We start from the raw sequence: 26,052 nt of genomic DNA, 5'->3' as shown, positions 1-26,052 counted from the left end.
AAATGACAAAGGCGGGACATGCCCGCCTGCGTGTTAAACGTTTTTACGCTCGACCGTCTTATCGTCCCACGTCAGAACGTCCTGGTCGGTCTTATCAAAGGCGCGGAGCAGCACATCGTCGCTACCTTGCTGACGCCAGATTTCTTCCGCGAGTCGTTCATCGTAATTTGCCACCTCAAATATGGCTTCAGCAATTTCAGGTGAGGTGTGGCGCAGCGTGGCCCATTCGCCCACGTGGTGAGCTTTCGACTGTTCTGTGGCCATAAAGGTCTCCTGTTGTGAATTTATCCTTGCAGTTTTACCGCCAGTCCGGCGACGTATTGGCCCTGATAACGGGCAATTCCCAGTTCTTCTGCTGACGGTTGGCGTGAGCCGTCACCGCCCGCAATGGTGGTGGCGCCATAAGGCGTGCCGCCGCGTACTTGGGATATATCGAAAAGTTCTTTGGTGCCATAACCGATAGGCACGATAACCATGCCGTGATGGGCGAGGGTGGTCCAAACGGAGGTGATGGTTTGTTCCTGACCGCCACCGGTGCCGGTAGAGGCGAATACACTGGCGAGTTTGCCGTACAGCGCGCCTGAGGCCCATAATCCGCCGGTGCGATCCCAGAAATTACGCATCTGACCGGCCATATTGCCAAAGCGGGTTGGCGTACCCACGATGATGGCGTCGTACTGGGTTAAATCTTCAGGTTTTGCTTCAGCCGCCGCCTGATTCACCTTGCCGCCCACCTGCGCAAATCTCTCCGCATCCATGCTTTCCGGTACACGAAGAATGGTGACTTCCGCACCGCTCACGCTCTTTGCGCCTTCAGCCACGGCTTGCGCCATGGTTTCGATATGTCCATACATTGAGTAATAAAGCACCAAAACTTTTGCCATGGTTTTCTATCCTGCTGAGGGTGATGAGTATTCAGAAGTATAGAAGAGACTGCGTAAGGTGCCGGAAGGGAGGATAGATGGGTACGTCTAGCGCTGCGCTTTTTGCCGGGCTAACCGCTTGTAAGCTGGATGTTAATCTGGTTTATGATGGAAAAATAAGTGAATTATATGTTTCAAAGTATGAATATTAGCCGAATATCAGACTGGCCTGGCTATTCTTTTATGAGGTGGCGCGAATACTCCGCCGCCTTGCTTTTCACCACATTGGATGAAAAGGCCTAACCACAGATGCTCAATCCCTGGAGGAAATGATGGCACAACATCGTGGAGGATCAGGCAATTTCGCGGAAGACCGCGAGAGAGCCGCGGAAGCCGGTCGTAAAGGCGGAAAAAATAGCGGCGGTAATTTCAGGAATGACCCGCAACGCGCTTCCGAAGCAGGTGAAAAAGGGGGACGCAGTCGCAGCAAGAAGTAATGTGATTGTGTTTGATTCTCCCCTCCGCCGGGTTCGCCCGGCGGTAACAAAGATTGCTTTTCCCCTCCTGACCAGGCAAAAATGATCGCCAATCGATTATTTTGGTGCGTTATGTCTGCTTCAAACTCCCGTCTCAGCCTGCGTATTACGCGTCAGGAACTCGTTCTCATCTTCATTACCATGGTTTGGGGTGGCACCTTTTTGGTGGTGCACCGTGCGATGGCACACTCCGGTCCCTTTTTCTTTGTGGGGCTGCGCTTTGCCACGGCATCGCTATTGCTGGCCTTCTTTTTTCGTCGCTACCTGAAACACATGACATGGCTCGAAGTGAAAGCCGGTGCGCTGATTGGCGTGTCGATTGCGGGTGGCTACGGCTTACAAACCTGGGGGATGCAAACCATCTCCAGCAGCCAGTCGGCGTTTCTGACCGCGCTGTATGTGCCGGTGGTACCGTTACTGCAATGGGTATTTCTGCGCCGTCCGCCAGGGTTAATGGCATGGATTGGCATTATGCTGGCGTTTACCGGTTTAGTGCTGGTGGCCGGGCCACAAGACGGTAGCCTGACGTTGAACGCGGGCGAGATAGTGACGTTACTCAGTACACTGGCGATCGCGGCTGAAATTATTCTGATCAGTCGCTTTGCAGGCCAGGTTGATGTGCGTCGCGTGACGCTGATCCAACTGATGGTCGCATCGGCTTGCGCTTTTGTCTTTATGATCCCTAATGGCGAATCGATCCCAACGATCTCAACGCCATTGCTGTTGAGTGCGCTGGGTCTGGGTGCGGCCAGTGCACTGATTCAGGTGACAATGAACTGGGCGCAGCGCAGCGTGTCACCGACGCGGGCTACGGTGATTTACGCCGGTGAACCAGTTTGGGCAGGGGTGGTTGGACGGATTGCGGGTGAACGTTTACCCGCCGCTGCCTTGATGGGCGGTGTGCTGATCGTTTGTGGAGTGATCGTCAGCGAGTTACGACTTCGCCGCAAGAAAGCGGTGCCTGAGCAGGCACCGCAGGAACCTTAGGGATGCTGGCGAGCCGCCTGGTTAGCCAGCGCGGCGCCCCGACGTTTAAGAATGGCATTAAGAATAATGGCACCGAAGGTCGCGGTGCCAATCCCGCCAATGGTGAAACTGCCGATCTTTAAAGCAAAATCGCCCGCGCCCAGCACTAACGTGGTGGCCACCATGATCAAATTGCCGTTCTGACTGAAATCAACGTTGTTTTGCACCCAGATCCGCGCACCTGCCACGGCAATTAAACCGAATACCACAATTGACGCGCCGCCAATCACCGGGCCGGGAATAGTATGAATCAAGGCACCAAACTTCGGTGAAAAGCCGAGTATCAGCGCAATCACTGCTGCCGCGACAAACGCCAGTGTCGAATAGACTTTGGTCACCGCCATTACGCCGATATTCTCTGCGTAAGTTGTCACGCCGCTGCCTCCCATCGAACCTGACAGCATGGTGGCGAGGCCATCCCCGACAAACGCACGTCCCATCCAGGGATCCAGATTGCGTCCCGTCATACCGGCGACGGCTTTAATATGCCCAAGATTTTCAGCCACCAGAATGATGGCCACAGGGGCAATCATCACTATCGCCTGCATATCAAATACCGGCGCGGTGGTGTGTGGTAAACCAAACCAGGGCGCACTGGCGACACCGCTAAAATCGACTGGCTTACCGAGGCCAAACACATTGGTGAGCAAGGCGTAGATCGCCCAGGCGACAATCAGGCCAACCAGAATCAGCAAGCGCTGAACCAGACCGCGCGTGAAGACCGCGACCACGCCAATGCACAGCACGGTCATGACGGCCATCCAGCTATCGAACATTGATGCTGATACGCCATGAACAGCAATTGGCGCCAGGTTCAGGCCAATTGCCATCACCACTGCACCCGTGACGACAGGGGGCATGAGCCGCTCAATCCAACCCGTGCCCACCTTCATAACGATCAGGCCAATGAAGGTATAAAGCGCGCCGCAGGCAATGACGCCGCCTAGTGCCAGCGCCAGATTAGGGTTCAATCCCTGGCCGTTGAATCCGGTCACCGCGATAATCACCCCGACAAAGGCGGCGCTGGATCCAAGATAACTCGGCACGCGTCCGCCAGTGACCACAAAGAACAGCAGCGTGCCGATACCGGAAACCAGAATCGCCAGGTTGGGGTCGAGTCCCATCAACAACGGCATTAGCACCGTCGCGCCAAACATTGCTACAGCATGCTGCAGGCCCATGACAAACGTCTGCCCGAACGGCAGGGTTTCATCCGGTGCAATCAGCCCATCTTCGGTCATGGCTGACTTTTTCTGCCAGCGGGGGAACCAGGAATTCGCCATCGTTTTCTCCAGGATATCGGTGGAACCGGACCGCGCAGAGCGGCGTTAGCGGGCGTCCTGCCGTAAAAGGTGATGATATCCACGGTCAAACCACGCCAGGCCATGGGAATCATCGTTACGTACCAGCGCAAGTACTTCACACATCAAAACGTCGTGTGTGCCAACACTGACCACCTGGGTGATTTTGCAATCGAACGACACGGTGGCACCCTCCAGCAGCGGTGAACCGCTGGCCAGCGTGTGCCAGTTAGCCGCAGCAAAGCGCTGTTCCATCGGCGTCTTCCCGCCAAACAGTGTCGAAAGATCTTCATGACCGGCCGCCAGGGGGTTGACGCACAGATAGCCATTGTCCCGAAAGGTCGGCCAGACTGAGGCCGAACGATTAAGACACACCAGCAAAGTGGGCGGCGTATCCGTCACGCTGCAGACAGCAGATGCGGTGAATCCGGCGCGACCAGCCGGACCGTCGGTGGTGATGATATTCACCGCAGCACCCAATCGTGCCATGGCATGGCGGAAAGCATCGCGATCTACATTCGGTACCAGCGGCAGTTCATGCACACTCATGGTTTCACTCCTCTGTTCAACTGGCGGCGCGCTGTGCAGGTGCAGCCGTTTCGGCCAGCCACCCCAGCAGCAGAGCGTTAAACTTATCGGCATCGGTCACGCTCATCGCATGCCCGCCCCACGGCATCTCAATCAGACTGCCATTCGGCAGCGCCTGGGCCAGTTGTGGAGAGCAGCTCCACGGCACCAGCAGATCGTCCTGGCTACAAATGGCTAACACAGGCTGATGAATCCGCGCCGCATGCGGACGGAAATCACTGTTCATTAATGCGTGCAAGCGGCGCAGCAGATTTTCCATGCCCTGAAAATGGGTCACGTGATGGGCATCTTCAGCGGTGATGCGCGCCTGATGTCGAGCCAGCCATTCAGCCGGATAGAGGAACAGTGGCTGCGCTCGCACGAAGGCTTCAACGCCCACGTTGAGCAGGAGATCCTGCCGCACCTGGAAGCAGCGTTGCGTGTGAGGATCCAACGACAGCCAGCCATTAATCAGCACGATGCGGCCGACACGGTCGGGATAATCCAGCGCCAGCTGCAGGCCAATCAGGCCACCCAGCGCGTGGCCAATAATGTCGTAATGGTGAATGTCATGTTGCGCCAGTAATTCAGCCAGTTCGGCGGCCATCATCGCCATGCTGTAGCCTTCAGGCAGCGTATCGGCACTGCGACCGGTACCGCGCTGATCGTAAGTCACCACGCGATAATGGGGAGCGAGCGCCGCCAGCTGGGGTTGCCAAAAGCCCGCCACGCCACCCAGGCCGGACGACAGCACCAGTGTTGGCGCGTCGGCAGCGGTTAAACCATGAATCTCAAGGTGCATTACGCCTCCTGCGGCCCGATGTGCGCGACGCTGGCAATTTCAATCAGCGCATCTGGTTTAACCAATCCACACTGAATGCAAAAGCGCGCGGGTTTGTCGCCGGGGAAATACTCGGCGTAGACCTGGTTAATCGCGGCGTAATGGCTCCAGTCGGTGAGGAAAATAGAGTTGAAAGTGACGTCACTCATGCTGCCACCGGCGGTCTCGATCACCTTTTTGATGGTTTCCAGTACGTGTCGGGTTTGTGCCGCGGCATCGCCGACGTGGACCACATTGTTACTGGCATCGAACGGTAGCGTGCCTGACACGTACACCACGCCATCGGCCAGGGTTCCTGGCACAAAGGGCGCAATCGGGGTGCCGCTGCCGGCAGGAATAATCACACTTTTAGGCATCGTCGCAGTTCCTTATCGTTATGGTTTTGCAGGTGAGATGGACCCTAAGCTTTCAGAGCTTCACAAAAAGTGTCCGTGTCGCTAACCCAGCCAAAGAAGGTTTCGATGTTGAAAATCGCCGCTTGTTGGGCAAATGCCGGTCCGGCCTGATAAGTGGCGTCTTCCAGCACCACGCCAAAATATTCGAGGAAGAAGCCATCGCGCAGTGTCGACTCAACGCACACGTTGGTGGCAATGCCGGTGAACACCAGGTGGCGGATACCGCGGCTGCGCAGCATGCTATCGAGTGGCGTATTGAAGAAGCCACTGTAGCGCGGTTTGGGCAGCACGATGTCTCCTGCCTGCGGCACCAGTTCATCCACCAGCGCATAATCCCAGCCGCCTTTCGACAGCAGCGTGCCCTGTAACTCCGGGCGCTTACGCATGGTTTTCAGTGCATTCGATTTATGGAAGTTAGGCGAGCCGGCATCACCCGCTTCAACGTACTGGTCATCCCAGCCGTTCTGGAACCAGATAATCTGCATGCCAGCGGCGCGCGCCGCGGTTACCGCCTGATGAATTTTGGCGATCACTGGTTTGGTGGCGGAGACATCAAAGCCAGCAAGATCCAGATAACCCCCTTCGGTGGCATAGGCATTCTGCATATCGACGACGATCAAGGCGCTTTGCGTCGGCGGCAGTGCAATCGATTCTGGTCGGGCGGGCAGGGTGATATTGGGCAAACTCGACGTATGGGCGCAAGTCACGGTACTCATCAGGCAACCTCCTTCTGCGAAGTGATAACGTTTTGACGACACTGCATTAATGGCTGGATACGCTCACCGAAATCTTCAATGCCTTGCAGGAAGTCATCGAAGGTCAAAAGTACGCCCTGTGTGCCGTCAACCTCAGCGACTTCATCCAACATTCGTGCCACATTGGCGTATGAACCCACTAAGGTGCCCATATTGATGTTCACGGCTGAGGTGGGATCGGCCATCTGACGCACGTTGGTGTCGCTGCCGGACTTGGTATCCTGCTGACTTTGTGTGGTGAGCCAGGCAAGCGCTTCTTCATCAGCACCCGCTTTGTAATGCTCCCATTTGGCGCGTGCGGCTTCGTCGCTTTCGGCAGCAATGATCATAAACAGCACATAGGAACCGACATCCCGTCCGGCTTTATCTGCGGCGACTTTCATGCGGCTGGCGGTCGGGGCGAAGGCGGTAGGCGTGTTGACCCCTTTACCGAAACAGAAGTTGTAATCGGCATGCTGCGCGGAGAATGCCATGCCGGCATCGCTCTGACCGGCGCAGATCACCTTCATCGGTTTCTGCGGTTGCGGGCTCACGCGGCAGTCGTTCATGGTGAAAAATTCACCCTTGAAGTCACTCTGACCGGTGCCCCATAAATCGCGCAGCACGGTGACGTACTCGGTGAGGTATTGGTAACGGCTGGAGAAGTATTCATCACCCGGCCACAATCCCATCTGTTCGTATTCCGGTTTCTGCCAACCGGTGACCAGATTGACGCCGAAACGGCCATTGGAAATCGAATCAATGGTGGCGGCCATGCGCGCCACAATTGCTGGAGGCAGCGTCAGAGTGGCTGCCGTGGCATAAATCTCAATCCTTGAGGTCACCGCCGCGAGCCCCGCCATCAATGTGAAGGATTCGAGATTGTGATCCCAGAATTCGGTTTTACCCCCGAAGCCGCGCAGTTTGATCATCGAGAGTGCAAAGTCGAAGTGATAATGCTCGGCCTTCAGCACAATCTCTTTATTCAGTTCAAAAGTCGGTTTGTACTGCGGCGCATGGGTGGAGATGAGCCAGCCATTGTTGCCAATCGGGATAAATACGCCAATTTTCATGTGAAACCTCTCTGCATTGAACGGGCATTGCTTTACGCGCTGCACTGCTTCTTGCACGCGGCGCTCAGTCACAAAATTGCAAAGCCTGTGCCACATTTTTAAATGCCTTACACAACAATGTGTTAAAAACTACTGAAGGATGAAAGTGGAGTGGTTGGTCTAAATCAGACCGTTTGGTCAAAACTTTTTGCACGTTTTTCATGCGCACGGTGGTCAAAAAAGGTGCAGGGAGAGCGATTAGGCAGGAAAGAGGGGCTTTGTTATGATGCGAACAAGCAGGATTGAAGAGGTAACAGTGTGAAAAGCGATGAAAAACAACCGGGCCGACGTTCACGTGCCGTTGCCGCAAAACGGGCTGCGATACTGGAAGCGGCGTTAAGCTTCTTCTCGCAGTTCGGTATTCACGGTACCAGCCTCGATAAAGTGGCAGAGCGTGCCGACGTCTCCAAGACCAATTTGCTTTACTACTATCCCTCAAAAGAGGTGCTGTATATCGCGGTTCTGAAGGAGATCCTTGATGTCTGGCTGGCTCCACTGCGCGCACTGCGCCACGATCAGGACCCACTGACCGCCATTCGGAAATATATCCGTCTTAAGCTGGAGGTGTCGCGCGATCACCCGCAGGCCTCGCGCTTGTTCTGTCTGGAAATGCTCCAGGGGGCGCCGTTACTCAAAGGTGAACTGGCCGGGGATTTAAAAGCGCTGGTGGATGAGAAGGCGGCGATCATCGAGCAGTGGATTGCGGAAGGGCGGTTAGCCGGGGTGCAGCCGCAGCATCTGTTTTTCCTGCTGTGGGCCACCACGCAACATTACGCGGATTTTGCGTCACAGGTTGAGGCGATCACCGGCCAGACCCTGAGTGACCCGGAATTTTTCGAGCAAACGCTGGAGAATGTACAGCGCATGATTATTGAAGGGATCCGCGTGCGTTGATCCCGCTTTAGCCAGGAGAGTGCATGGATTCGCTATCACAACTGACGTTGGGCGCGGCGGTCACCGTCGCGGTGATGGGCAAGCGTGTGCCGCTATGGCAATCGGCGCTGGTGGGTGCGATTGCCGGCACCTTGCCCGATCTGGATGTATTTATCGATCATGGCGATGCGATTCGCAATATGACGCTGCATCGAACTGAGAGTCATGCGCTGATATGGCTCACGCTAGTTGCGCCTCTGCTGGCCTGGCTGATCGCAGGTGCAACACGCAGTCGCTCCCACTGGCGCGGCTGGTGTCTGGCAATTTGGCTGGCCCTGATCACGCATCCGTTGCTTGATCTGACAACGGTGTACGGCACGCAGCTGGGGTTGCCGTTTACCGATTTCCCCTACGCGATTGGCAGCATGTACATCATCGATCCCTTGTATACCTTGCCGTTGCTGATCGCGCTGGGGGTGGCGCTATGGCGGCGTGATGGAGTCGGACTGCGCTGGAATCAGGCGGGTTTGCTGATCAGTACGCTGTATCTTGGCTGGAGCATGGTGGTGCAGGGCGTGGCGACGCAGCATATCGATCGTGATTTAACTGATCAATCCATCAAGCCGCAGCAGGTGCTGGTGACGCCAACGGCATTTAATACCCTGGTGTGGCGAACCGTGATTATGACCCCCGATCGTTACGGTGAGGCCTATTGGTCACTGTTGTCACCCGATCGAGCACTGGAAATTCATTGGCATCCGCGCCACCCGCAATTGTTCGATGCGTTTAAAGGCGACTGGTATGCCGAGCGAGTGGCGTGGTTCAGCCATGGTTTTTACGCCATGCGCCAGCAGGGTGAAGAGACCTTGATTTCGGATTTAAGGATGGGGGAAGCGCCCAATTACACCTTCACCTTCAATCTGGGATCGGCACATGTTCCCGAACCGGCACCAGAAAGGGAGCCTTCTGTGCGACCTTCACTGGCGCAGGCATGGCATAAATTACGCGAAAGGTTATAAAAAAAAGCCCCGAGCATTCGGGGCTTTTTGTCGGCAGGGCTATCAGGCTTTACGACGACGTAACAACCAGCCCATGGTGAGAATGACGAACCACAGCGGCGTGACCATTAACGCCTGACGAGTATCATCCTGCAAGGTCAGCAAGACAATTACAAAGGCGAAGAACGCCATGCACACCCAGCACATCAGCTTGCCCAGCGGCATCTTGAACTTCGACTCAGCGTGACGTTGCGGATGCTGTTTGCGGTAAGCCAGGTAGCTGCACAGGATGATGGTCCAGACGAACATAAACAGAATCGCCGATACCGTGGTGACCATGGTGAATACCGTCATCACATCGGGGATCAGGTAAATCAGCGCAACGCCGCACAGCAGGCAGAAGCAGGAGAAAAACAGCCCGGTGGTGGGAACCGCGCGTGCCGACAGGCGGCCAAATGCTTTGTGTGCCACGCCTTGTTCTGCCAAACCGTACAACATACGGCTGGTGGAGAAAATGCCACTGTTGGCGGATGATGCAGCAGAAGTCAGCACCACGAAGTTAACGATGCTGGCGGCGGCGGGTAATCCGATCAGCACAAACATCTCAACGAAGGGGCTGCGGTCCGGCATGACCTGATTCCACGGCGTCACCGCCATGATCACCAGCAGTGCCAGAACGTAAAACATAATGATACGCACCGGAATAGCGTTAATCGCACGTGGCAGCACCTTGTGCGGATCTTTGGTTTCCGCTGCGGCCGTGCCGACTAACTCAATGCCGACGAAGGCAAACACCGCAATCTGGAAGCCAGCAAAGAAGCCGCTCAATCCTTTCGGGAACATACCACCGTGATCCCAGATATTGCTCAGGGCAGCCGCGCTGCCGCTGGGCGAAGGATAATGCATGCTCACCAGCACGATGCCAGTCACGATCAGGGCAACAATCGCCACGATTTTAATAATCGCGAACCAGAACTCCATCTCACCAAACAATTTCACCGTCGCAATATTGAGTGCCAGGAACACAAATATACACAGCAGTGCACTCATCCAGATGGAGAAGTCGGGGAACCAGAGTTGGAAATAGGCACTAATGGCCACCACATCGGCAATGCCCGTCACCACCCAACAGAACCAGTAAGTCCAGCCGGTAAAATACCCCGCCCACGGGCCGAGTAAATCGGCAGCAAAATCGCTGAAGGATTTATATTCGAGATTAGAGAGCAGCAATTCGCCCATTGCGCGCATCACGAAGAACAGCATAAAGCCGATGATCATATAAACGAAAATGATCGAGGGGCCGGCCAGGCTGATAGTTTTACCTGAGCCCATAAACAACCCGGTGCCGATCGCGCCACCTATGGCTATCAGTTGGATATGGCGGTTATGCAGATTACGCTGGAGCTTATCCGGCTGCTCGGCCTCGATAAGCGCCTCTTTGGATTGATCAACCATAAATATATCTTTCCTGTTTTGATGTTGTGTCAGCTCTACTGGCTGTTAGATAACGTGCCGTTTGATAGGGCAAGTGGCATAAGATAGTGGAAAGGTTGCAACTCTCGGTAATTGTTTTTTTACAATTGTGACCTTTTGCGGGGGTTACTCTGTCAGTAAATATTTACATGGCATAATCCACGGTGAATTTGCGTAAATCTTCAGCAATTAAGCCTTTTCTGCGTTATCTCTCCATTTTGCCACCTACACTTACGTCTTCTTTTTATGAGTAAACGTGAGGTGTGATGCGCGCATTATTAGCGATTGCTCTATTGGCATTATGTGGCTGGTGGAGTTTGCCGTGGCTGAAAACGCATTTGCCGCCGCAGTGGAATCCATTTACACCGCTGTCGGTGACTGACCCTCCAGGATGGATGATGCGCTACAAATTGCAGCGCTTGAGTCACGATCCTGCGGCCTGTATGGCGGTGATGCATCGAGCCAGTCAGCAGGGGTGGGTACAATTTCGCGCCGTGCCAGCACTGCAAGGTGATTGCCCTATTGAACAGCCTTTGCGCGTGAGTGGTTATGGTGAAGTGACATTGAGCAGCAGCTTTCTTGCCAGTTGCCCGATGGCGGTGAGTAGCACAATGTTTGTCGTCAACAGCACTCACGCCCTTCAGCAGGCAGGTATCAACAGCCCGATTCGGCGAATCACCCACGTCGGCAGTTACGCCTGTCGAAATATCTATCATCGCCAGCAGGGGCGTTTAAGCGAGCATGCAACAGCAGATGCATGGGATGTGACTGGGTTTCAGCTTGCAGATGGACGCTGGCTGCAGGTGGCAAAAAACTGGCATCAACCTGAGGATGCGGCTGCAGGGCTTCGCGCTTTATGGCACAACGGCTGTGCGACCTTTGGTAATGCGTTAGGACCGGATTACAACGCCGCGCATGCCGGACATTTTCACCTGGGCATGCGCGGCGCCGGATACTGTCATTAGTCAGACGGCGGGATTAAGCCCTCGTTTTATCAGGAAATGATTAGCGGGCCAGGAGAATAGAAAACCGATGATCATGGCCAGTTGTAACATAAACCAGAAAGCCACCAGCAATGGATTGATTTGTTGGTTGAGAACAAATTTTAGTGCCAGTGCCATAAAGATAAAAATACCTAATTGATAAATCAGCAGGGGAAACGTTTCGGTTTTAAATGCTAATAATAACGCCCGGCCAAATGAACGTTTTTCACGTTGGCGGATAGCCAGGAACTGGAAAAATAAACCCACCACCAGAGAAACTATCAAGCAAATAATTGCCTGCATCCAGAGCGTTGGCATAATGGCGAACTGATTTAGCAAGGTGATTATTGGTAGGGTCATTATGTCGCCAAATATACAGGCCGCGGCAGATAATGAGGTGGAAATAAATATTGTTTGCCAGCTGGCATTACTCTGAATTTTTTGTGGAACCAGCAGCGCAAGTTTTACCTGACGTGAAGGTTTACGGCCCAGATACCACCAGGCTAACCATCCGATGAACGGCATATAGAGGCCGGTCAGCGGCCAGATGATATTCATGATGGCCACCGGATGCGGGTGACGGAAAAGATCTTTTAAGATCATCAGCGCTGTACAACCGCCCAGTACAAGGAAAGGTAATGCCAGTTGGTTCATCATAGTCAGCCCCGTTATGATGCTCGAATACGCATGACAATGCGCCAGTATGGGTGAGGGCGCAACGTCTTCCCCTAAAAAGTCCACAGCGTCATCCCCCCGCACATCCTCTAAGCGTAGCTGGAAAAGAGGGTGACGGAAATCACGTTATACCGCTCACCACAGAAATCACTGGGATTAAGAATGAACCGAATAGCCGTCGTCCCACAAATACCGCTATTACCCTCAGTAACCGCTTTCAAAGTGAGTGATTTTAGTTAATGACGATGCTAAAAATTTATCAATCTAATGATGATTTTCGATGAATAGGGTGATTGAAACTCCTTCGGAAAAATCCTATTCTAATCAGGAAAGAGGATTAAAGTTGTGAAGCTGTTGGCAAAATGTATCTGCTTTCAGTTCCCCATAATGGTAACGCATTGACAACAGGATGGTTATGATTGTTACCCCGCGGGCTGCTCTCATTTCAATCAATATTTTTTCTCTAGTTAATTTATTTTTTGTGTTTATCAGAACGAATAACAAGTTAAAGCGTGAAACAACGCTGAGGCAATAATGACGACCGATAATTATTTCGTCTGGCGTGGCGAAACTGAAAATGAATTTCAGGCGCTGACGGAAGTGATTCAAGTAAAAACGCTATTACAAAAACACATTGAAGCGATGGGTTTCGATTCATTCGCTTTCCTGGTTCAACATCCCGTGCCTTTTACCCGGCCGCGCGTGTTTTTGTTCAGTACTTACCCGGAAAGCTGGGTTAAGCGCTATGAAAGCGAAAATTATTATGCTGTCGATCCGGTGCTGTTGCTTTGTCAGCGGCCGGGACGAGGCGTGGAATGGACGCGGGATTTATTTACCGGTGCCGGTAATTTATGGGCTGAAGCGAATGCGGCAGGGCTCAACAGCGGCTTTTCTTGTTCGGCAATGGCGCCAAATCGTGCCATTGGTATATTATCTATAGCATCATCGCTTCACAGTCAGACTCAACACTTACGCGTTCAACTAGAGGTGAAACTGCACCTTCTGGCGGAACTGAGTTTGCGCGTGCTGGAGCGGCTAAATGATAGTTCAATGGCGATTTTATCTAACGATTTTAGTCAACGCGAACTGGAAATTTTGAAATGGACGGCGGAAGGAAAAACTTCTGCGGAAATTTCACTGATTTTAGCGATTTCAGAACATACGGTGAATTTTCACCAAAAGAATATGCAAAAGCGTTTTAATGTTTCCAATAAAACGCAGATTGCGTGTTATGCGGCGGCAATTGGCCTGATATAGCAAAAAGGCAACTACTAATTTTAGTAGTTCCCACTCTTTAGTCAGTTGTCTACCCTGCGCCGGAACTTTGCCAGGCTGGCGCAAAGAAATCATTGCAAACATGGGGATGTCAGGGGCGCATGATGAAAGTAATTCAAACACAGCTTAAGGATATGCCGTCCTCTCTGTTGGCAGAATTAGGAACGTATCGCTATAGCGTTTTTGCGCGGGGTGAAGGTTGGTCTATCCCGCCGCGCTTAAGTACGCCCGGACAGGAGTATGATCGCTTTGATCGCTCCGATGTCACCTGGATGATCGCCTGGAATGCGCGCCAGGGGATCTGCGGCTGTGCACGTTTGTTGCCCTGGCATGAACCAGAAGTGCCTGAAGGCATGGTGCTGCCGTTCGATCAGGAAAAAGTCTGGGAAATGTCACGCTTTTCGGCACGCCTTGAGGTGGATGCAGAACTGCCACTGACGATTTTGTGGCATGCGGTGCAGTTGGCGGAACTCAGCGGTATGGAGTACCTGATCAGTTCAGCAACGCCGATGCTGGAAAAAATGTTTGAGCAGCACCACGTCGTGTACGAACCTTTATCACCCGGGTTGATTCAATCTGAGGATAATCTGTTTGCCATTCGTATTCCGGTTCATCAACCGGCACTGGCGGACAAGTATCGTGGCACACGCCGGTTTAGTCCGGAAGAGGTGCTGCCGTCACTGGGTGTTTCAGTGAACTGGCAGTCGCACAGTTGACCACCCCGCGCATTGCGCGGGGCTTCACCGCTTACTGACGGTAGGCGGTTTTAATCTGACGAATGGTGTTGCTGAACACTTCCGCCTGCGGCTTATCCGCTAACGCGCTTTGCACATAGCGCTCCATGTTAATGATCACCTTACCGGCATCCGCCTGACCCATCCCTTTCAGAATCAGCGTCACCATCATTTTCAGGCAAGCGACTTCATCGGCCAATGCCTGGGTATCCCGCGATGTTGAAAAGTCTTCATCACTCATCTTTGACTCCTTGGTGGTGTTACTGAATGTAGACACAATATCTGTGTGTAAAAAACAGAGTATATCATATGGTTGAATGAGGAATTTATCCCAGGCGAAGCGGTGGAGATTAAACCAACATTAAATGGATGTTTGCGTTATTAACAGGCAGGGAAAATCAGGCGTTGAAGTTATTTTTATTAAGCAAAGCCCAGCGGTCAATGAAAAGAGCATAAATTATAACATAATGATATTAGTCACAATTTCACATTTTAATTCTTGCATGCTAAGCGTTTCACTCAAAAGATATCTGGGATTGAGCTCAATTTGATGTGTATCATTTCATTTGAGATTTATCTGCGTAGCCAGATGTTTTTTCCCCGGCAAACCCGGTAAGATGGCCCTCCTGAAATATATTTTTCCCCTCACTAACCTGCGGAGTACGTCCCGTTGATCAGTCTGCTTCTTGTTGATGACCATGAACTGGTACGCGCCGGTATTCGCCGCATACTGGAAGATATGAAGGGATTGGTAATTGCCGGGGAAGTGGCTTGTGGTGAAGACGCGGTGAAATGGTGCCGCAGCAATCCGGTCGACGTGGTGCTGATGGACATGAATATGCCGGGCATCGGCGGTCTGGAAGCCACGCGAAAAATTGTGCGCTTCAATCCTGACATCCGCATTATTATGCTGACCATCCATACCGAAAATCCGCTGCCGGCAAAAGTGATGCAAGCCGGTGCGGCGGGTTATCTGAGCAAAGGTGCGGCCCCGCAGGAAGTGGTGAGTGCGATTCGTTCGGTGCACTCAGGCCAGCGCTATATCGCATCAGATATTGCGCAGCAAATGGCGCTTAGCCAAATCGAGCCGCAAAAAGCCGAATCGCCCTTTAGCTGTTTGTCGGAAAGGGAATTGCAGATTATGCTGATGATCACCCGAGGGCAAAAGGTGACGGAAATTTCCGAGCAGCTTAATCTCAGCCCGAAAACCGTTAACAGTTACCGTTATCGCATGTTCAGTAAGTTGAACATCAGTGGCGACGTAGAGTTAACGCATCTGGCCATTCGACATGGTCTCTATAATGCGGAGCCGTTAATCAGTAGTGAGTGACGTTTTCAATTCCAAAGCCTTTTTAAGCACCGTGACCAGTCAGCCCGGCGTCTACCGCATGTATGACGCGACAGGCACGGTGATCTATGTCGGTAAAGCGAAAGACCTCAAAAAGCGCCTGACCAGTTATTTCCGCACTCAGGTGGGCAGCCGAAAAACCGAAGTCCTGGTCAGTAACATCCAAAACATCGACGTGACGGTGACGCATACCGAAACCGAAGCGTTGCTGCTTGAACACAATTACATCAAGCTCTATCAGCCTCGCTATAACGTGCTGCTGCGTGATGATAAATCCTATCCCTATATATTTCTGAGTGCAGACGCGCATCCGCGACTGGCGATGCATCGTGGTGCCAAACACGCGAAAGGGGAATACTTTGGGCCTTTCCCTAATGGCTATGCGGTGCGTGAAACCCTGGCGCTGTTGCAGAAAGTGTTCCCGATTCGACAGTGTGAAAACAGTGTTTATCGCAACCGCTCTCGCCCCTGTTTGCAATATCAGATTGGCCGTTGCCTTGGGCCGTGTGTAGCGGGTTTGGTCAGCGAAGATGAGTATGCGCAGCAAACCGATTACGTGCGGCTGTTTCTCGCCGGCAAAGATGATCAAGTCATCAACCAACTGGTCAAACGCATGGAAGAGGCCAGCTATGGATTGCGCTTCGAAGAAGCGGCGCGTCTGCGCGATCAGATTCAGGCGGTACGACGCGTCACAGAGAAGCAGTTTGTCTCCAATCAGGGGGATGACCTTGATGTGATGGGGGTGGCATTCGACGCCGGTATGGCTTGTCTGCACGTGCTGTTTATTCGGCAGGGCAAAGTGCTGGGTAGCCGCAGTTATTTCCCGAAAGTGCCTGCTGATACCGATCTCACCGAAGTGGTGCAAACCTTTGTCGGCCAGTTTTATCTGCAGGGGAGCGAAGCACGCACTTTGCCAGCTGATATTCTGCTGGACTTCAGTCTGCCCGAACGTGAGTTGCTGGCCGATTCCTTGAGTGAATTGGCCGGCCGCAAGGTCAATATTCAAAGCAAACCGCGCGGCGATCGGGCTCGCTACCTTAAACTGGCGCGCACCAATGCGGCCACCGCTTTGACCACTAAACTGTCTCAGCACTCCACTATTCAGCAGCGACTAGCGGCGCTGGCCGTCTTTCTCGAACTCGACAGCATCAAGCGCATGGAGTGTTTCGACATCAGTCACACCATGGGTGAGCAGACGATAGCTTCGTGTGTGGTCTTTAACCGCGATGGACCGCTGCGTTCGGATTACCGCCGCTATAACATTGAAGGCATCACGCCCGGCGACGATTACGCCGCGATGAACCAGGTATTACGTCGTCGTTATGGTAAAGCGCTGGAGGAGGACAAAATCCCTGATGTGATTATCATCGATGGCGGTAAAGGCCAGCTGGCACAGGCGAAACAGGTGTTCGCAGAGCTGGATGTGCCCTGGGATAAAGATCATCCCATTCTGCTGGGCGTGGCAAAAGGCACTGACCGTAAAGCGGGTCTGGAAACGCTGTTCTTTGAAGCGGAAGGCGAGGGCGTTTCGTTGCCGCCAGATTCGCCTGCACTGCATGTCATTCAACATATTCGTGATGACTCTCACAATCATGCAATTTCGGGGCACCGGAAAAAACGCGCCAAAGTGAAGAACACCAGTGCACTTGAAAGCATTGAAGGGGTAGGGCCAAAACGGCGTCAACAGCTGCTTAAGTACATGGGGGGCCTGCAACCCCTGATGAATGCCAGCGTGGATGAGATTGCTAAAGTGCCGGGGATTTCCTTCGCGCTGGCGGAAAAAATCTACTACTCGCTGAAACACTAGCATTGAAACAGGGGGGGCAATGTAGGAACATACGTTAAATTCTACTCACACCAGACAGTTACTGGCATATGCAATTTAACATTCCGACGTGTCTTACCCTGTTTCGAGTTGTACTGATTCCATTCTTTGTGCTGGCATTTTATCTGCCTTTTCAATGGGCACCTTTTGCCACTGCATTGATCTTTGTCGTTGCCGCCGTGACTGACTGGTTTGATGGTTTTCTTGCCCGCCGCTGGAAGCAAACTACGCGTTTTGGCGCTTTCCTGGATCCTGTGGCAGACAAAGTGATGGTGGCCATTGCGTTGGTACTGGTCGCCGAGTATTTCCACGCCTGGTGGATTACCTTACCGGCAGCGACCATGATTGCGCGCGAAATTATTATCTCAGCCTTACGTGAGTGGATGGCGGAGATTGGTAAGCGCAGCAGCGTGGCGGTTTCCTGGATTGGCAAAGTGAAAACCACGGCGCAGATGTTCTCACTGTTCGCCTTGCTGTGGCGTCCAGACGCAACCGTAGTGGGCGTGGGCGTGGTGGCACTGTATATCGCCGCGGTGCTGACCTTCTGGTCAATGTTCCAGTATTTAAGCGCCGCACGCGGTGATCTGCTCGATAGCTGATCGATACGATTTAAAAAGCAGCAAACGGACGCGCTGTGTGGATAATTCTATTGACTCATTGCGTCAGATAAGTAGAATGCATCGCATCGAACGGCAGCGAGTCTGCAAGAAGCTGAATAAAATCAGCGAGTTCGGTGAGTTGCGGGAATAGCTCAGTTGGTAGAGCACGACCTTGCCAAGGTCGGGGTCGCGAGTTCGAGTCTCGTTTCCCGCTCCAAATTTAGTCCTCCGTTGTTAACGGATGACACATCAGAATAAAGGCGCGTTGGCAGAGTGGCCATGCAACGGATTGCAAATCCGTCTACCTCGGTTCGACTCCGGGACGCGCCTCCAATTTACACCCTGCCCGGGTGGTGAAATCGGTAGACACAAGGGATTTAAAATCCCTCGGCTTATGGCTGTGCGGGTTCAAGTCCCGCCCCGGGTACCATATTTAGTAGTCGCTAAAACCAAATAAAATCAAAGCAATATGCAGTAATGTCGTGACCGCCCAAGGGCGGTTTTTTTGTGCCTGCTCAACGGCGCAATCCGCATCAAGCTTGCGGTTGCCCCACAGGCCCTTTGCTCATCGGCCCGCCCGGAATAGGCTGCTTGGTGGGCACGTTGGGGCGTCCATCTGGCCCAATTGGCCTGTCGGATTGCTGGCAGCCTATTAACGTTGCCAGACAAGTGATAATCATCATCCCAGCGAAAAAATGCTTCATCAATAACGTCCTTTCTTCGGGCAACCCAGCGTTGCCTCCTAAGCGTAGTTGATCTCTCGCTGACTCAAGCACATAAAAAAGCTGTCAGCTCGTTGGAGATGACAGCTCAGAGAATCATCATTCTGGATGAAGTGACTCAGACTCACTTCATTAAAATTATCACCCCAGGTTACCGCTCAGGCGATCGCGGAAATCGCTACTGCGATTATCCAGCCCGATAACCGTGACCGTTGCACCGTGGCGTTGATAGCGGTATTCAATGGCATCCAGTGCCGCGACGCTGGATGCATCCCAGATTTGTGCATGCGTCAGGTCAATGGTGACGACTTTCGGATCGTGGCCGTAATCGAAATGTTCGAATAAATCATTGCTGCTGCCAAAGAACAGCGGGCCGCGCACCGTGTAATAGACCTGTTCACCGTCATCGCTTAACTTGCGCTCAGCATGGATAACATGGGCAATACGACGTGCAAACAGCATCATGGCGAGGATGACGCCAATCAATACGCCCAGCGCCAGGTTGCCAGTCCAAACGGTGACCACAACCGTCAGGGCCATCACCGAGGTTTCTGACCACGGCATACGTTTTAGCGTGGCGGGTTGCAGGCTGTGCCAGTTAACAGTTTTCACTGCGACCACCATCATGATGGCCGCGAGGACCACCATAGGAATCTGCGCCATGATCTGACTCAGTCCGGTGACCAGCAGCAACAGCACAATACCTGCCGCAATGGTTGAGATGCGCGTGCGTGCTTTGCCCAGCTCAACGTTAACAATGGTCTGACCGATCATGGCACAGCCAGCGATACCGCCATAAAAACCGGCCAAAATATTACCGACGCCGAGTGCCCAGGACTCGCGGCGCTTACCTGAAGGCGTATCGGTGATATCGTCCACCAGTTTGGCGGTGAGCAGAGATTCCATCAAACCCACGAAGGCGATACTCAGCGCGGTAGGCCAGACAATCTGTAATGTCTGTAAATTAAACGGCACCAGCAGCGTGGTAAATCCGGGCAAGCCTGAACTCATTGGCCCTTCATCGCCCACATTAGGCACGCGATAACCCAGCAACAACGCCACCCCGGTGACGACGACAATGGCGACCAGCGGTGACGGGACGCTTTTCAGGATTTTGGGTAACAGCAGCACAATCGCCAGGGTCACGGCAAACAGCACCCATACCAATCCCGATTGCCCCCAGACGTGGGGAACCTGCGCGAAGAAAATCAGAATGCCCAACGCATTCACAAAGCCCAGCATCACTGAACGCGGAATATAGCGCATCATGCGGGACAGCCCGGCAAGACCAAAAATGATCTGAATGATACCGCCGAGGATTACCGCAGGAAGAATGTATTCAACCCCATGCGCGTGCACCATCGGTCCAATCACCAGTGCCACCGATCCCGCTGCTGCCGTGACCATGGCTGGGCGGCCACCTAAAATCGACAAGGTCAGACACAGCACCACCGAGGCGACAAGGCTCACTTTGGGATCGACACCCGCAATAACAGAAAAGGAGATCACTTCCGGGATCAGTGCCAGTGCGGTAATCACTCCCGCCAGACACTCACGGGTAAGCAGCGCAGGCGAGCGTAAAACGCTGCCCACGGTAATATCGTTCGCCGCAGGGGCGTGTTCTGTAGATCGGCTCATAAATGTGCAGGCTCTTTTATTATTTTGCGCATACCGTCACGGCATGGCAGCAACCAGTTGGACACTAAACGCGGATGATGTTAGCGGGCATTGAGGGATGAAGCTAGCGGGAGAGCGAAGAAGAGAGTGATTCCGTCCCTGGAATCCGGTATTACACCGAGAGATCGTCAGGCGTTTTGTTAACCACCAGTTCGAGAAGATGACGATAAATATCCAGTTGGATCACATCACTTTCCATCTCAAGGCGATTAATCAGCGAAGCGATGATGGCTTTATTGGTGACCGGCATGCCGGCTTGCAGGATTTCAGCGATGATCTGCCCGAATACTTCCATCTCGGTGCTGTCGCTGTTACCGGCGAGTTTAAAGTAGTCAGCGATAGCGTCACTGCTGGTGGCGGCGTTTTGCATGTATGAAGCCCTTCAGATCGGTCTGATGGCAACCTGGCCTTCAGTTCCATGATGAAAAAACTTACGCGCGGACAGGCGCGTAAGACCCAAACTCATCAACCAACGCAAAAAAGACACCTCTGAAGGTGGAAATCCAAAAACACCTTCAGAGGCGACGCAAAGTGCATCATTCGTTACGGAGCCAGTCGCTGGCTCACGGAAGTAAACTTATACAATGAACCCTAACTTGTACAATGATATTTTTAAGGGATTTGTGCTTATTATTATTTATCAATTAGTTGAATAATTTAATTTACGCGAAACTTATACAAAATAGCTGTACAGGGATAGGCTTTGTGGCAGGCCGTATCTATTTGAGAACTGAGTGGAAGGGCAGAGGCGCGCGAACTACAGTGCTAATGTAAGCAAACTTTTCATCAGGCTGACACTTTGTTTATAATAACGCACTTGTTTAGTTAGGTCTCTAATCATTAGGCTACTACGTTTTGAGTGACTATCCGCAACCTTTTTCGCGTTTATTACATCTTACGGCACATGCATGGCGGCTGGCAGTCGATCGTCGCCTTAAAGAGAGTGGCTTAAGTATGAGCAGCTGGATGGCCATCGCCACAGTGGCCACGGCCACGGAGCCGCCGACCCAGAAAGCGCTGGCCCAACTGTTGGGATTGGAAGAAGCGAGCGTGGTGCCACTGGTAGATCGATTGGTAAAACAGCAGTTACTGGCGCGCGTGCAGCCGAAAGAGGATCGCCGTAAACGCCTGCTGGTGTTGACCGAGCAGGGCAGCGTCGCGTTTGCTGAAGTGAAAACCCAGGCAGACAGCTTGCGCGCACAGTTGCTGGCAGACATCGATCCTGAAGCGCTGGCAGTGACCGAGAAGGTTTTGCAACAGTTGCTGGCTCGACTGGGAAGTATCTAATCGTGGCAAAACGCAATCCTTATGCACAACGTGAATGGCTGCCTCATGAAAAACCGATGCTGCCGGGTTCACCCTCCACCCCAATCCACTCGCCCTCAAAGCGCGTGGCGTTTGGCATTATTGGACTGCTGATCTCCATCACCGGTGCGCTCAGTAATGCGCTGGTGACGGCCAATCTCACCAATCTTCAGGGCACCTTTGGCGCTTATAGCAATGAGATTGCCTGGCTGCCGGCTGTCTACGTGATGGGCAACATTTCCATCAACCTGCTGCTGGTTAAATTTCGTCAGCAGTTTGGCCTGCGGCTGTTTACCGAAGCTTTTCTCGTGCTTTACGTCATCGTGGCGTTCTTCCATATCCTGGCCAACGATCTCAGTTCCGCCATTATTGTGCGCACCGCTCACGGGATGGTGGGCGCGGCGCTTAGCTCCCTTGGTATCTATTACCAAATTCAGGCCTGGCCGGCGAAACACCGACTCAAAGCCCTGGTGATCGGCATCACCGTATCGCAGTTGGCGATCCCGCTCGCCCGTTTATTCTCTACCGAATTGCTCCAACTGGAAGAGTGGCGCGGTCTTTATCTGTTTGAGTTAGGGCTGGCGATGATAGCGCTCGGTTGTGTTCTGGTGGTGAAGTTGCCGCCGGGCGATCGTATCAAGGCCTTTGAAAAGATGGATTTTGTCACCTTTATCCTGTTGGCACCCGGCATGGCACTGCTGTGCGGCGTGCTATCGCTGGGCCGCATCGAGTGGTGGTTTACCACGCCGTGGTTGGGTATTTCATTAGCCCTTTCGTTGGTGCTGATTGTTGCGGCAGTGGTGGTGGAACATAACCGCGCGAATCCGCTGATTAACACCCGATGGCTGAGTAACGGCATGATTGTGCGATTGGGCATTGTGATGATCATGATGCGCATTGTGTTGGCCGAGCAAAATACCGGCGCGGTGGGCTTCCTGCAACAGCTTGGGCTGCTGAATGACCAGATGCGTGGGTTGGCTTTAGCGATTATCGCTGGGGTGATTTTTGGCATGATCGCCAGTGCATTGACCATCAAACCGACGCATCTCAGTTGGCCGATCGTCACCTCGCTGGTGGTGATGATCATCGCCTCGTACATGGATGCACAATCCAGCCCAGTGACACGCGGCAACAATTTGTATGTCAGTCAGTTTTTACTCGGCTTTAGCAGCGCGTTCTTCCTCGCGCCCGCGATGCTGTTAGGGATTGGCGGAGTGGTGACGCAGCCGAAAAATCTGGTGAGTTTTGTGGTGCTGTTTGGCATGAGCCAAAATCTGGGCGGGCTGATTGGCTCGGCTATACTCGGCACCTTCCAGACGTGGCGGGAGAAGTACCACTCCAGCCTGCTGGGCGATCAGCTGTCACAGCTTGATCCCAATGTCATCGAGCGCCTCAGCCAATACAGTTCATTGTTTAGCAGCCAGTTGCCCGACAACGTTCTGCTCAGCGCGCAGAGCAGCAGCCAGCTACAAGCTGTGGCCACACTCCAGGCTAACGTGCTGGCCTACAACGACACCTATTTATTGACTGCCGCGATGGCGCTGATCACCCTGATGTGGGTGCTGTGGCGATTGACGCGGCTGCGTTATATCAACTGGCGTCAGGCACGCCATAATTTGACGGAACAGCGTCAGCAAGCTTCAAACCCGACGGAGAATTCATGAGCCAACAGGACGATATTCAGGCTGCGGAGCGCGAACGCGCCAACCGCCGACGCATTCTTTCCATCGCTTTCGGCAGCGGCATCGTGATCGTTGGCGTATTGGTGATTTTATACGCCTGGCAGCTGTGGCCGTTTACCAGCACGATTCAGTCAACGGAGAACGCCTATGTGCGCGGGCAGGTCACCTTTATCAGCCCGCAGGTCAGCGGCTATCTGACCGACGTGAATGTGGTGGATTTACAACCGGTCACCAAAGGGCAGTTACTGATGACCATTGACGATCGTATCTATCGCCAGCGCGTGCATCAGGCGCAAGCGCAGCTGGATATGAAAATCGCTGCGCAAAACAATAACCAACAGCAACGCCGCAGTGCGGAAGCCAATATTCTCAGCAATAAAGCTGCGCTGGAGAATGCCAAAGCCCAGGCGCTGAAAAGCAGCCTTGACCTGAAGCGTGTAGAAAATCTGGCGGCCGATGGGTCGCTCTCCGTGCGTGAACGTGACGCAGCGCGTGCCGCTAACGCGCAGGCGCAAGCGCAACTTCGCCAGGCAGATGCGCAGGTTGCAGTATCGCAGCAGAGTTTACAAACGGTCATCGTGAATCGCGGTTCCCTGGAAGGCGATGTAGCCAGTGCCAAAGCCGCGCTGGAACTGGCCAATATCGATCTGGCCAATACACGTATTATCGCGCCCGACAGCGGACAGCTGGGACAATTGTCGGTGCGTAAAGGGACCTATGTCACGGCGGGCACGCGCCTGACATCAGTGGTGCCGGATAACAAATGGGTGATCGCCAATCTGAAAGAAACACAGCTGGCACGTGTGCGTCCAGGATTACCCGTGACGATTCGGGTTGATGCACTGGACGGCAAGCGTTTTGACGGCCGGGTTGAATTTATTTCCCCCGCCGCCGGTTCGGAATTCAGTGCAATTTCACCGGACAATGCCACCGGTAACTTTGTGAAGATCGCACAGCGTATTCCGGTACGTATTCAAATCCTCGGCGATACTAAAGAATTGCGTCCCGGCATGTCGGTTGAAGTTAATATTGATACTGCAGCAGAGCCGCACAAGGATGCGCCATGAAGCGGTTAATCCTCGCCTCGCTGATGACGTTGATGGTCAGCGGCTGCGCGACAGAAGTGGAAAAGGCCCCATCATCCTTACCGATCCCGGACAGTTGGCGCCAGCAGGTTGGCCCGTCGGCAGCTCCCGAAGCACAGTGGTGGCAACGCTTTGGCGACGATAATCTTAACCGCTTAGTGAACCAGGCGTTGCAACATAACAGCGATATCCTGATTGCCCGTTCACGGGTCGATCAGTACCGCGCGCAATTGCGTGCTGCGCAGGGGGATAATTTCCCCACGCTATCCGCCGGGGTTGCCGCCACCCATCAGCGCGCATTGTCGGCAGTAACCGGGCAACCGTATGAGAATGCCGTCTTCCAGGGACTGCTGCAGGCAAACTATGACGTAGACCTCTGGGGCAGTCGCAGCAACAGCATTCTTGCTTCGCAAGCGTCTCTGGATGCCCAGCGTGCTGCAGCTTCAGCGGCTGAATTAACGGTTGCCAGTTCGGTGGCCTCCGGTTACCTCAGTTTGTGCGCGCTGGACGAACAATTGCGTGTCACCGAAGCGACGCTGGCCACGCGTGAAAACTCGTTAAATCTGGCGCAGCGCCAGTTTGAAACCGGCTATACCTCACGACTGGAGTGGATGCAGGCGGCTTCGGAATATCAGACCGCCAAAGCGCAGGTGCCGCAGTTACAGCATCAAATCGAACAACAAGAGAATGCACTCAGCGTGCTGGTGGGCATGAATCCGCGCGAGATTGCCCGTACCCGCAACTTCGACCATATCAAACCGCAGACGCTGCCGGCGTTGTTGCCGTCTCAGCTGCTCAACCGCCGCCCGGATATCGTACAGGCACAGCGTCAGTTGATTGCCGCGGATGCCTCGCTGGCTTCGGCGCAGGCCGATTTATTGCCATCGCTCAATCTGACGGCGACCGGCACGCTGCAAAGTTTTCAACTGCATCAGTTACTCGACAATCCCTTCCGCCTGTGGAGCATTGGCGGCAGCATTCTCGCACCGCTATTAAACCGCGAAGCACTGACGGCGCAGGTGGATGTGGCGATGGCCGCACGTAATCAGGCGCTTTATGGCTATGAGAAAGTGGTACGCGGTGCCTTTTCGGATGTGGATAACGCGTTGGATGCCATTCGCCGCAGTGAGGAACAGCTGACGGAATTGCAGAAGCAAGAAGGCTATGTGACAGAAGCATACCGCATCGCACGTAATCGTTATCAGAACGGTTATGCCTCTTATCTGGATGAACTGGACGCGCAGCGCACCTTGTTTAACACTCAGCTCAATATTGTCTCAGTGAAAAACACTCTGTTGCTCGCACAAATCGATCTTTACCGATCGCTCGGCGGCGGCTGGCAGGGCTAAACATCATGCCACAAGCCGGTTTTGCGGCAGATTTTACGCTGTAAACCCGGCAATTTCTTCTTTTGCCATGAAAT

At 53.4% G+C, this 26,052-nt stretch carries 27 protein-coding genes and 3 tRNA genes; 17 read left to right on the top strand and 13 right to left on the bottom strand.

Annotated features, from left to right (window positions below):
• Positions 1-33 precede the first annotated feature (33 nt).
• On the bottom strand, positions 34-264 hold the full coding sequence (locus F3J37_RS03880) for a YccJ family protein (protein ID WP_038647733.1): 231 nt from the start codon (positions 262-264) through the stop codon (positions 34-36).
• Between the two features lie 20 nt (positions 265-284).
• Positions 285-884, bottom strand: a complete 600-nt coding sequence (wrbA, locus tag F3J37_RS03875) for an NAD(P)H:quinone oxidoreductase (RefSeq protein WP_034820354.1) — start codon at positions 882-884, stop codon at positions 285-287.
• 311 nt (positions 885-1,195) lie between these two features.
• Here wrbA and F3J37_RS03870 point away from each other — a divergent pair, with 311 nt between their 5' ends.
• Together F3J37_RS03870 and F3J37_RS03865 are read left to right on the top strand one after the other, a co-directional pair.
• Positions 1,196-1,360: a con-10 family general stress protein gene (locus F3J37_RS03870; RefSeq protein WP_071845623.1), complete on the top strand. Its 165-nt coding sequence runs from the start codon at positions 1,196-1,198 to the stop codon at positions 1,358-1,360.
• Positions 1,361-1,471: 111 nt separating this feature from the next.
• A complete protein-coding gene (locus F3J37_RS03865) occupies positions 1,472-2,386 on the top strand; it encodes a DMT family transporter (RefSeq protein WP_166931943.1) in 915 nt (304 codons plus the stop codon).
• On the opposite strand, the gene rutG is transcribed toward F3J37_RS03865, so the two are convergent.
• The 6 genes from rutG to rutA are packed head-to-tail and all read right to left on the bottom strand — an operon-like array spanning position 2,383 to position 7,336.
• Positions 2,383-3,708: a pyrimidine utilization transport protein G gene (gene rutG / locus F3J37_RS03860; protein WP_166931941.1), complete on the bottom strand. Its 1,326-nt coding sequence runs from the start codon at positions 3,706-3,708 to the stop codon at positions 2,383-2,385. The two genes, F3J37_RS03865 and rutG, sit on opposite strands and share 4 nt — an antisense overlap.
• Before the next feature lie 45 nt (positions 3,709-3,753).
• A complete protein-coding gene (rutF, locus tag F3J37_RS03855; protein WP_166931939.1) occupies positions 3,754-4,275 on the bottom strand; it encodes an NADH-dependent FMN reductase RutF in 522 nt (173 codons plus the stop codon).
• Positions 4,276-4,291: 16 nt separating this feature from the next.
• On the bottom strand, positions 4,292-5,095 hold the full coding sequence (rutD, locus tag F3J37_RS03850) for a pyrimidine utilization protein D (protein WP_166931936.1): 804 nt from the start codon (positions 5,093-5,095) through the stop codon (positions 4,292-4,294).
• Positions 5,095-5,490: a pyrimidine utilization protein C gene (rutC, locus tag F3J37_RS03845; protein WP_058959636.1), complete on the bottom strand. Its 396-nt coding sequence runs from the start codon at positions 5,488-5,490 to the stop codon at positions 5,095-5,097. Before rutC ends, rutD begins: the two co-directional genes overlap by 1 nt.
• A 44-nt stretch (positions 5,491-5,534) precedes the next feature.
• Positions 5,535-6,245 (bottom strand): pyrimidine utilization protein B, encoded by a 711-nt coding sequence (gene rutB / locus F3J37_RS03840; RefSeq protein WP_160868258.1) that lies wholly within the window; start codon positions 6,243-6,245, stop codon positions 5,535-5,537.
• Entirely contained in the window at positions 6,245-7,336 is a 1,092-nt protein-coding gene (gene rutA / locus F3J37_RS03835; RefSeq protein ID WP_058959634.1) for a pyrimidine utilization protein A, read from the bottom strand. The genes rutB and rutA overlap by 1 nt, the downstream gene beginning before the upstream one ends.
• Before the next feature lie 297 nt (positions 7,337-7,633).
• Between rutA and rutR the strand changes: the two genes are divergently transcribed.
• Together rutR and F3J37_RS03825 are read left to right on the top strand one after the other, a co-directional pair.
• The gene (rutR, locus tag F3J37_RS03830) at positions 7,634-8,269 is read left to right on the top strand and encodes an HTH-type transcriptional regulator RutR (RefSeq protein WP_034820328.1); all 636 of its coding nucleotides are present in this window, start codon (positions 7,634-7,636) and stop codon (positions 8,267-8,269) included.
• Between the two features lie 23 nt (positions 8,270-8,292).
• Positions 8,293-9,267 carry a metal-dependent hydrolase gene (locus F3J37_RS03825; RefSeq protein WP_166931933.1) on the top strand — a complete coding sequence of 325 codons (975 nt, stop codon included), beginning with the start codon at positions 8,293-8,295 and terminating at the stop codon, positions 9,265-9,267.
• Positions 9,268-9,309: 42 nt separating this feature from the next.
• Here the strand turns inward: F3J37_RS03825 and cycA are convergent, their stop codons facing one another.
• Positions 9,310-10,701 (bottom strand): D-serine/D-alanine/glycine transporter, encoded by a 1,392-nt coding sequence (gene cycA / locus F3J37_RS03820; protein WP_058959632.1) that lies wholly within the window; start codon positions 10,699-10,701, stop codon positions 9,310-9,312.
• A gap of 284 nt (positions 10,702-10,985) precedes the next feature.
• Between cycA and F3J37_RS03815 the strand changes: the two genes are divergently transcribed.
• Positions 10,986-11,684 (top strand): extensin-like domain-containing protein, encoded by a 699-nt coding sequence (locus F3J37_RS03815; protein ID WP_166931930.1) that lies wholly within the window; start codon positions 10,986-10,988, stop codon positions 11,682-11,684.
• Here the strand turns inward: F3J37_RS03815 and F3J37_RS03810 are convergent, their stop codons facing one another.
• Positions 11,685-12,359 (bottom strand): DUF4396 domain-containing protein, encoded by a 675-nt coding sequence (locus F3J37_RS03810; RefSeq protein ID WP_034820313.1) that lies wholly within the window; start codon positions 12,357-12,359, stop codon positions 11,685-11,687.
• A gap of 552 nt (positions 12,360-12,911) precedes the next feature.
• Here F3J37_RS03810 and F3J37_RS03805 point away from each other — a divergent pair.
• Both F3J37_RS03805 and F3J37_RS03800 read left to right on the top strand, forming a co-directional pair.
• Positions 12,912-13,634: an autoinducer binding domain-containing protein gene (locus F3J37_RS03805; RefSeq protein WP_160868254.1), complete on the top strand. Its 723-nt coding sequence runs from the start codon at positions 12,912-12,914 to the stop codon at positions 13,632-13,634.
• 122 nt (positions 13,635-13,756) lie between these two features.
• Entirely contained in the window at positions 13,757-14,368 is a 612-nt protein-coding gene (locus F3J37_RS03800) for an acyl-homoserine-lactone synthase (protein WP_034820307.1), read from the top strand.
• Between the two features lie 31 nt (positions 14,369-14,399).
• On the opposite strand, the gene F3J37_RS03795 is transcribed toward F3J37_RS03800, so the two are convergent.
• A complete protein-coding gene (locus F3J37_RS03795) occupies positions 14,400-14,627 on the bottom strand; it encodes a DUF2594 family protein (RefSeq protein ID WP_034820303.1) in 228 nt (75 codons plus the stop codon).
• Positions 14,628-15,056: 429 nt separating this feature from the next.
• Between F3J37_RS03795 and uvrY the strand changes: the two genes are divergently transcribed.
• From uvrY to F3J37_RS03765, 6 genes are all read left to right on the top strand, one after another.
• Positions 15,057-15,716, top strand: coding sequence for a UvrY/SirA/GacA family response regulator transcription factor (gene uvrY / locus F3J37_RS03790; RefSeq protein ID WP_034820300.1), 660 nt, complete (start codon positions 15,057-15,059; stop codon positions 15,714-15,716).
• Entirely contained in the window at positions 15,709-17,541 is a 1,833-nt protein-coding gene (uvrC, locus tag F3J37_RS03785) for an excinuclease ABC subunit UvrC (RefSeq protein WP_034820298.1), read from the top strand. The genes uvrY and uvrC overlap by 8 nt, the downstream gene beginning before the upstream one ends.
• Before the next feature lie 68 nt (positions 17,542-17,609).
• A complete protein-coding gene (gene pgsA, locus F3J37_RS03780) occupies positions 17,610-18,158 on the top strand; it encodes a CDP-diacylglycerol--glycerol-3-phosphate 3-phosphatidyltransferase (protein WP_034820295.1) in 549 nt (182 codons plus the stop codon).
• 141 nt (positions 18,159-18,299) lie between these two features.
• Positions 18,300-18,375 (top strand) — tRNA-Gly (locus F3J37_RS03775).
• 42 nt (positions 18,376-18,417) lie between these two features.
• Positions 18,418-18,491 (top strand) — tRNA-Cys (locus F3J37_RS03770).
• Between the two features lie 11 nt (positions 18,492-18,502).
• Positions 18,503-18,588: transfer RNA gene (locus F3J37_RS03765), tRNA-Leu, on the top strand.
• Between the two features lie 433 nt (positions 18,589-19,021).
• On the opposite strand, the gene F3J37_RS03760 is transcribed toward F3J37_RS03765, so the two are convergent.
• Both F3J37_RS03760 and F3J37_RS03755 read right to left on the bottom strand, forming a co-directional pair.
• Positions 19,022-20,518, bottom strand: a complete 1,497-nt coding sequence (locus F3J37_RS03760) for a SulP family inorganic anion transporter (protein WP_166931927.1) — start codon at positions 20,516-20,518, stop codon at positions 19,022-19,024.
• Positions 20,519-20,669: 151 nt separating this feature from the next.
• The gene (locus tag F3J37_RS03755; RefSeq protein ID WP_034820289.1) at positions 20,670-20,927 is read right to left on the bottom strand and encodes a biofilm/acid-resistance regulator YmgB/AriR; all 258 of its coding nucleotides are present in this window, start codon (positions 20,925-20,927) and stop codon (positions 20,670-20,672) included.
• Between the two features lie 485 nt (positions 20,928-21,412).
• Here F3J37_RS03755 and F3J37_RS03750 point away from each other — a divergent pair, with 485 nt between their 5' ends.
• The 4 genes from F3J37_RS03750 to F3J37_RS03735 are packed head-to-tail and all read left to right on the top strand — an operon-like array spanning position 21,413 to position 25,978.
• Complete coding sequence (locus F3J37_RS03750; RefSeq protein ID WP_034820286.1) at positions 21,413-21,844, top strand: MarR family winged helix-turn-helix transcriptional regulator; 432 nt, start codon at positions 21,413-21,415, stop codon at positions 21,842-21,844.
• 2 nt (positions 21,845-21,846) lie between these two features.
• The gene (locus F3J37_RS03745) at positions 21,847-23,526 is read left to right on the top strand and encodes an MFS transporter (RefSeq protein WP_166931924.1); all 1,680 of its coding nucleotides are present in this window, start codon (positions 21,847-21,849) and stop codon (positions 23,524-23,526) included.
• The gene (locus tag F3J37_RS03740) at positions 23,523-24,611 is read left to right on the top strand and encodes an HlyD family secretion protein (protein WP_166931921.1); all 1,089 of its coding nucleotides are present in this window, start codon (positions 23,523-23,525) and stop codon (positions 24,609-24,611) included. Before F3J37_RS03745 ends, F3J37_RS03740 begins: the two co-directional genes overlap by 4 nt.
• Positions 24,608-25,978: an efflux transporter outer membrane subunit gene (locus F3J37_RS03735; protein ID WP_166931918.1), complete on the top strand. Its 1,371-nt coding sequence runs from the start codon at positions 24,608-24,610 to the stop codon at positions 25,976-25,978. Before F3J37_RS03740 ends, F3J37_RS03735 begins: the two co-directional genes overlap by 4 nt.
• Positions 25,979-26,052 lie beyond the last annotated feature (74 nt).

This window comes from Candidatus Pantoea communis, from assembly GCF_011752685.1.
GTDB lineage: Bacteria > Pseudomonadota > Gammaproteobacteria > Enterobacterales > Enterobacteriaceae > Pantoea > Pantoea communis.
This window is presented reverse-complemented; position numbering and strand designations above follow the sequence as displayed.

Bases quoted from the DNA above. Each gene is read 5' to 3' on its own strand.
- F3J37_RS03880 (WP_038647733.1), bottom strand. From the start codon at position 264: ATGGCCACAGAACAGTCGAAAGCTCACCACGTGGGCGAATGGGCCACG.
- wrbA (WP_034820354.1), bottom strand. From the start codon at position 884: ATGGCAAAAGTTTTGGTGCTTTATTACTCAATGTATGGACATATCGAA.
- F3J37_RS03870 (WP_071845623.1), top strand. From the start codon at position 1,196: ATGGCACAACATCGTGGAGGATCAGGCAATTTCGCGGAAGACCGCGAG.
- F3J37_RS03865 (WP_166931943.1), top strand. From the start codon at position 1,472: ATGTCTGCTTCAAACTCCCGTCTCAGCCTGCGTATTACGCGTCAGGAA.
- rutG (WP_166931941.1), bottom strand. From the start codon at position 3,708: ATGGCGAATTCCTGGTTCCCCCGCTGGCAGAAAAAGTCAGCCATGACC.
- rutF (WP_166931939.1), bottom strand. From the start codon at position 4,275: ATGAGTGTGCATGAACTGCCGCTGGTACCGAATGTAGATCGCGATGCT.
- rutD (WP_166931936.1), bottom strand. From the start codon at position 5,095: ATGCACCTTGAGATTCATGGTTTAACCGCTGCCGACGCGCCAACACTG.
- rutC (WP_058959636.1), bottom strand. From the start codon at position 5,490: ATGCCTAAAAGTGTGATTATTCCTGCCGGCAGCGGCACCCCGATTGCG.
- rutB (WP_160868258.1), bottom strand. From the start codon at position 6,245: ATGAGTACCGTGACTTGCGCCCATACGTCGAGTTTGCCCAATATCACC.
- rutA (WP_058959634.1), bottom strand. From the start codon at position 7,336: ATGAAAATTGGCGTATTTATCCCGATTGGCAACAATGGCTGGCTCATC.
- F3J37_RS03825 (WP_166931933.1), top strand. From the start codon at position 8,293: ATGGATTCGCTATCACAACTGACGTTGGGCGCGGCGGTCACCGTCGCG.
- cycA (WP_058959632.1), bottom strand. From the start codon at position 10,701: ATGGTTGATCAATCCAAAGAGGCGCTTATCGAGGCCGAGCAGCCGGAT.
- F3J37_RS03815 (WP_166931930.1), top strand. From the start codon at position 10,986: ATGCGCGCATTATTAGCGATTGCTCTATTGGCATTATGTGGCTGGTGG.
- F3J37_RS03810 (WP_034820313.1), bottom strand. From the start codon at position 12,359: ATGATGAACCAACTGGCATTACCTTTCCTTGTACTGGGCGGTTGTACA.
- F3J37_RS03805 (WP_160868254.1), top strand. From the start codon at position 12,912: ATGACGACCGATAATTATTTCGTCTGGCGTGGCGAAACTGAAAATGAA.
- F3J37_RS03800 (WP_034820307.1), top strand. From the start codon at position 13,757: ATGAAAGTAATTCAAACACAGCTTAAGGATATGCCGTCCTCTCTGTTG.
- F3J37_RS03795 (WP_034820303.1), bottom strand. From the start codon at position 14,627: ATGAGTGATGAAGACTTTTCAACATCGCGGGATACCCAGGCATTGGCC.
- pgsA (WP_034820295.1), top strand. From the start codon at position 17,610: ATGCAATTTAACATTCCGACGTGTCTTACCCTGTTTCGAGTTGTACTG.
- F3J37_RS03760 (WP_166931927.1), bottom strand. From the start codon at position 20,518: ATGAGCCGATCTACAGAACACGCCCCTGCGGCGAACGATATTACCGTG.
- F3J37_RS03755 (WP_034820289.1), bottom strand. From the start codon at position 20,927: ATGCAAAACGCCGCCACCAGCAGTGACGCTATCGCTGACTACTTTAAA.
- F3J37_RS03740 (WP_166931921.1), top strand. From the start codon at position 23,523: ATGAGCCAACAGGACGATATTCAGGCTGCGGAGCGCGAACGCGCCAAC.
- F3J37_RS03735 (WP_166931918.1), top strand. From the start codon at position 24,608: ATGAAGCGGTTAATCCTCGCCTCGCTGATGACGTTGATGGTCAGCGGC.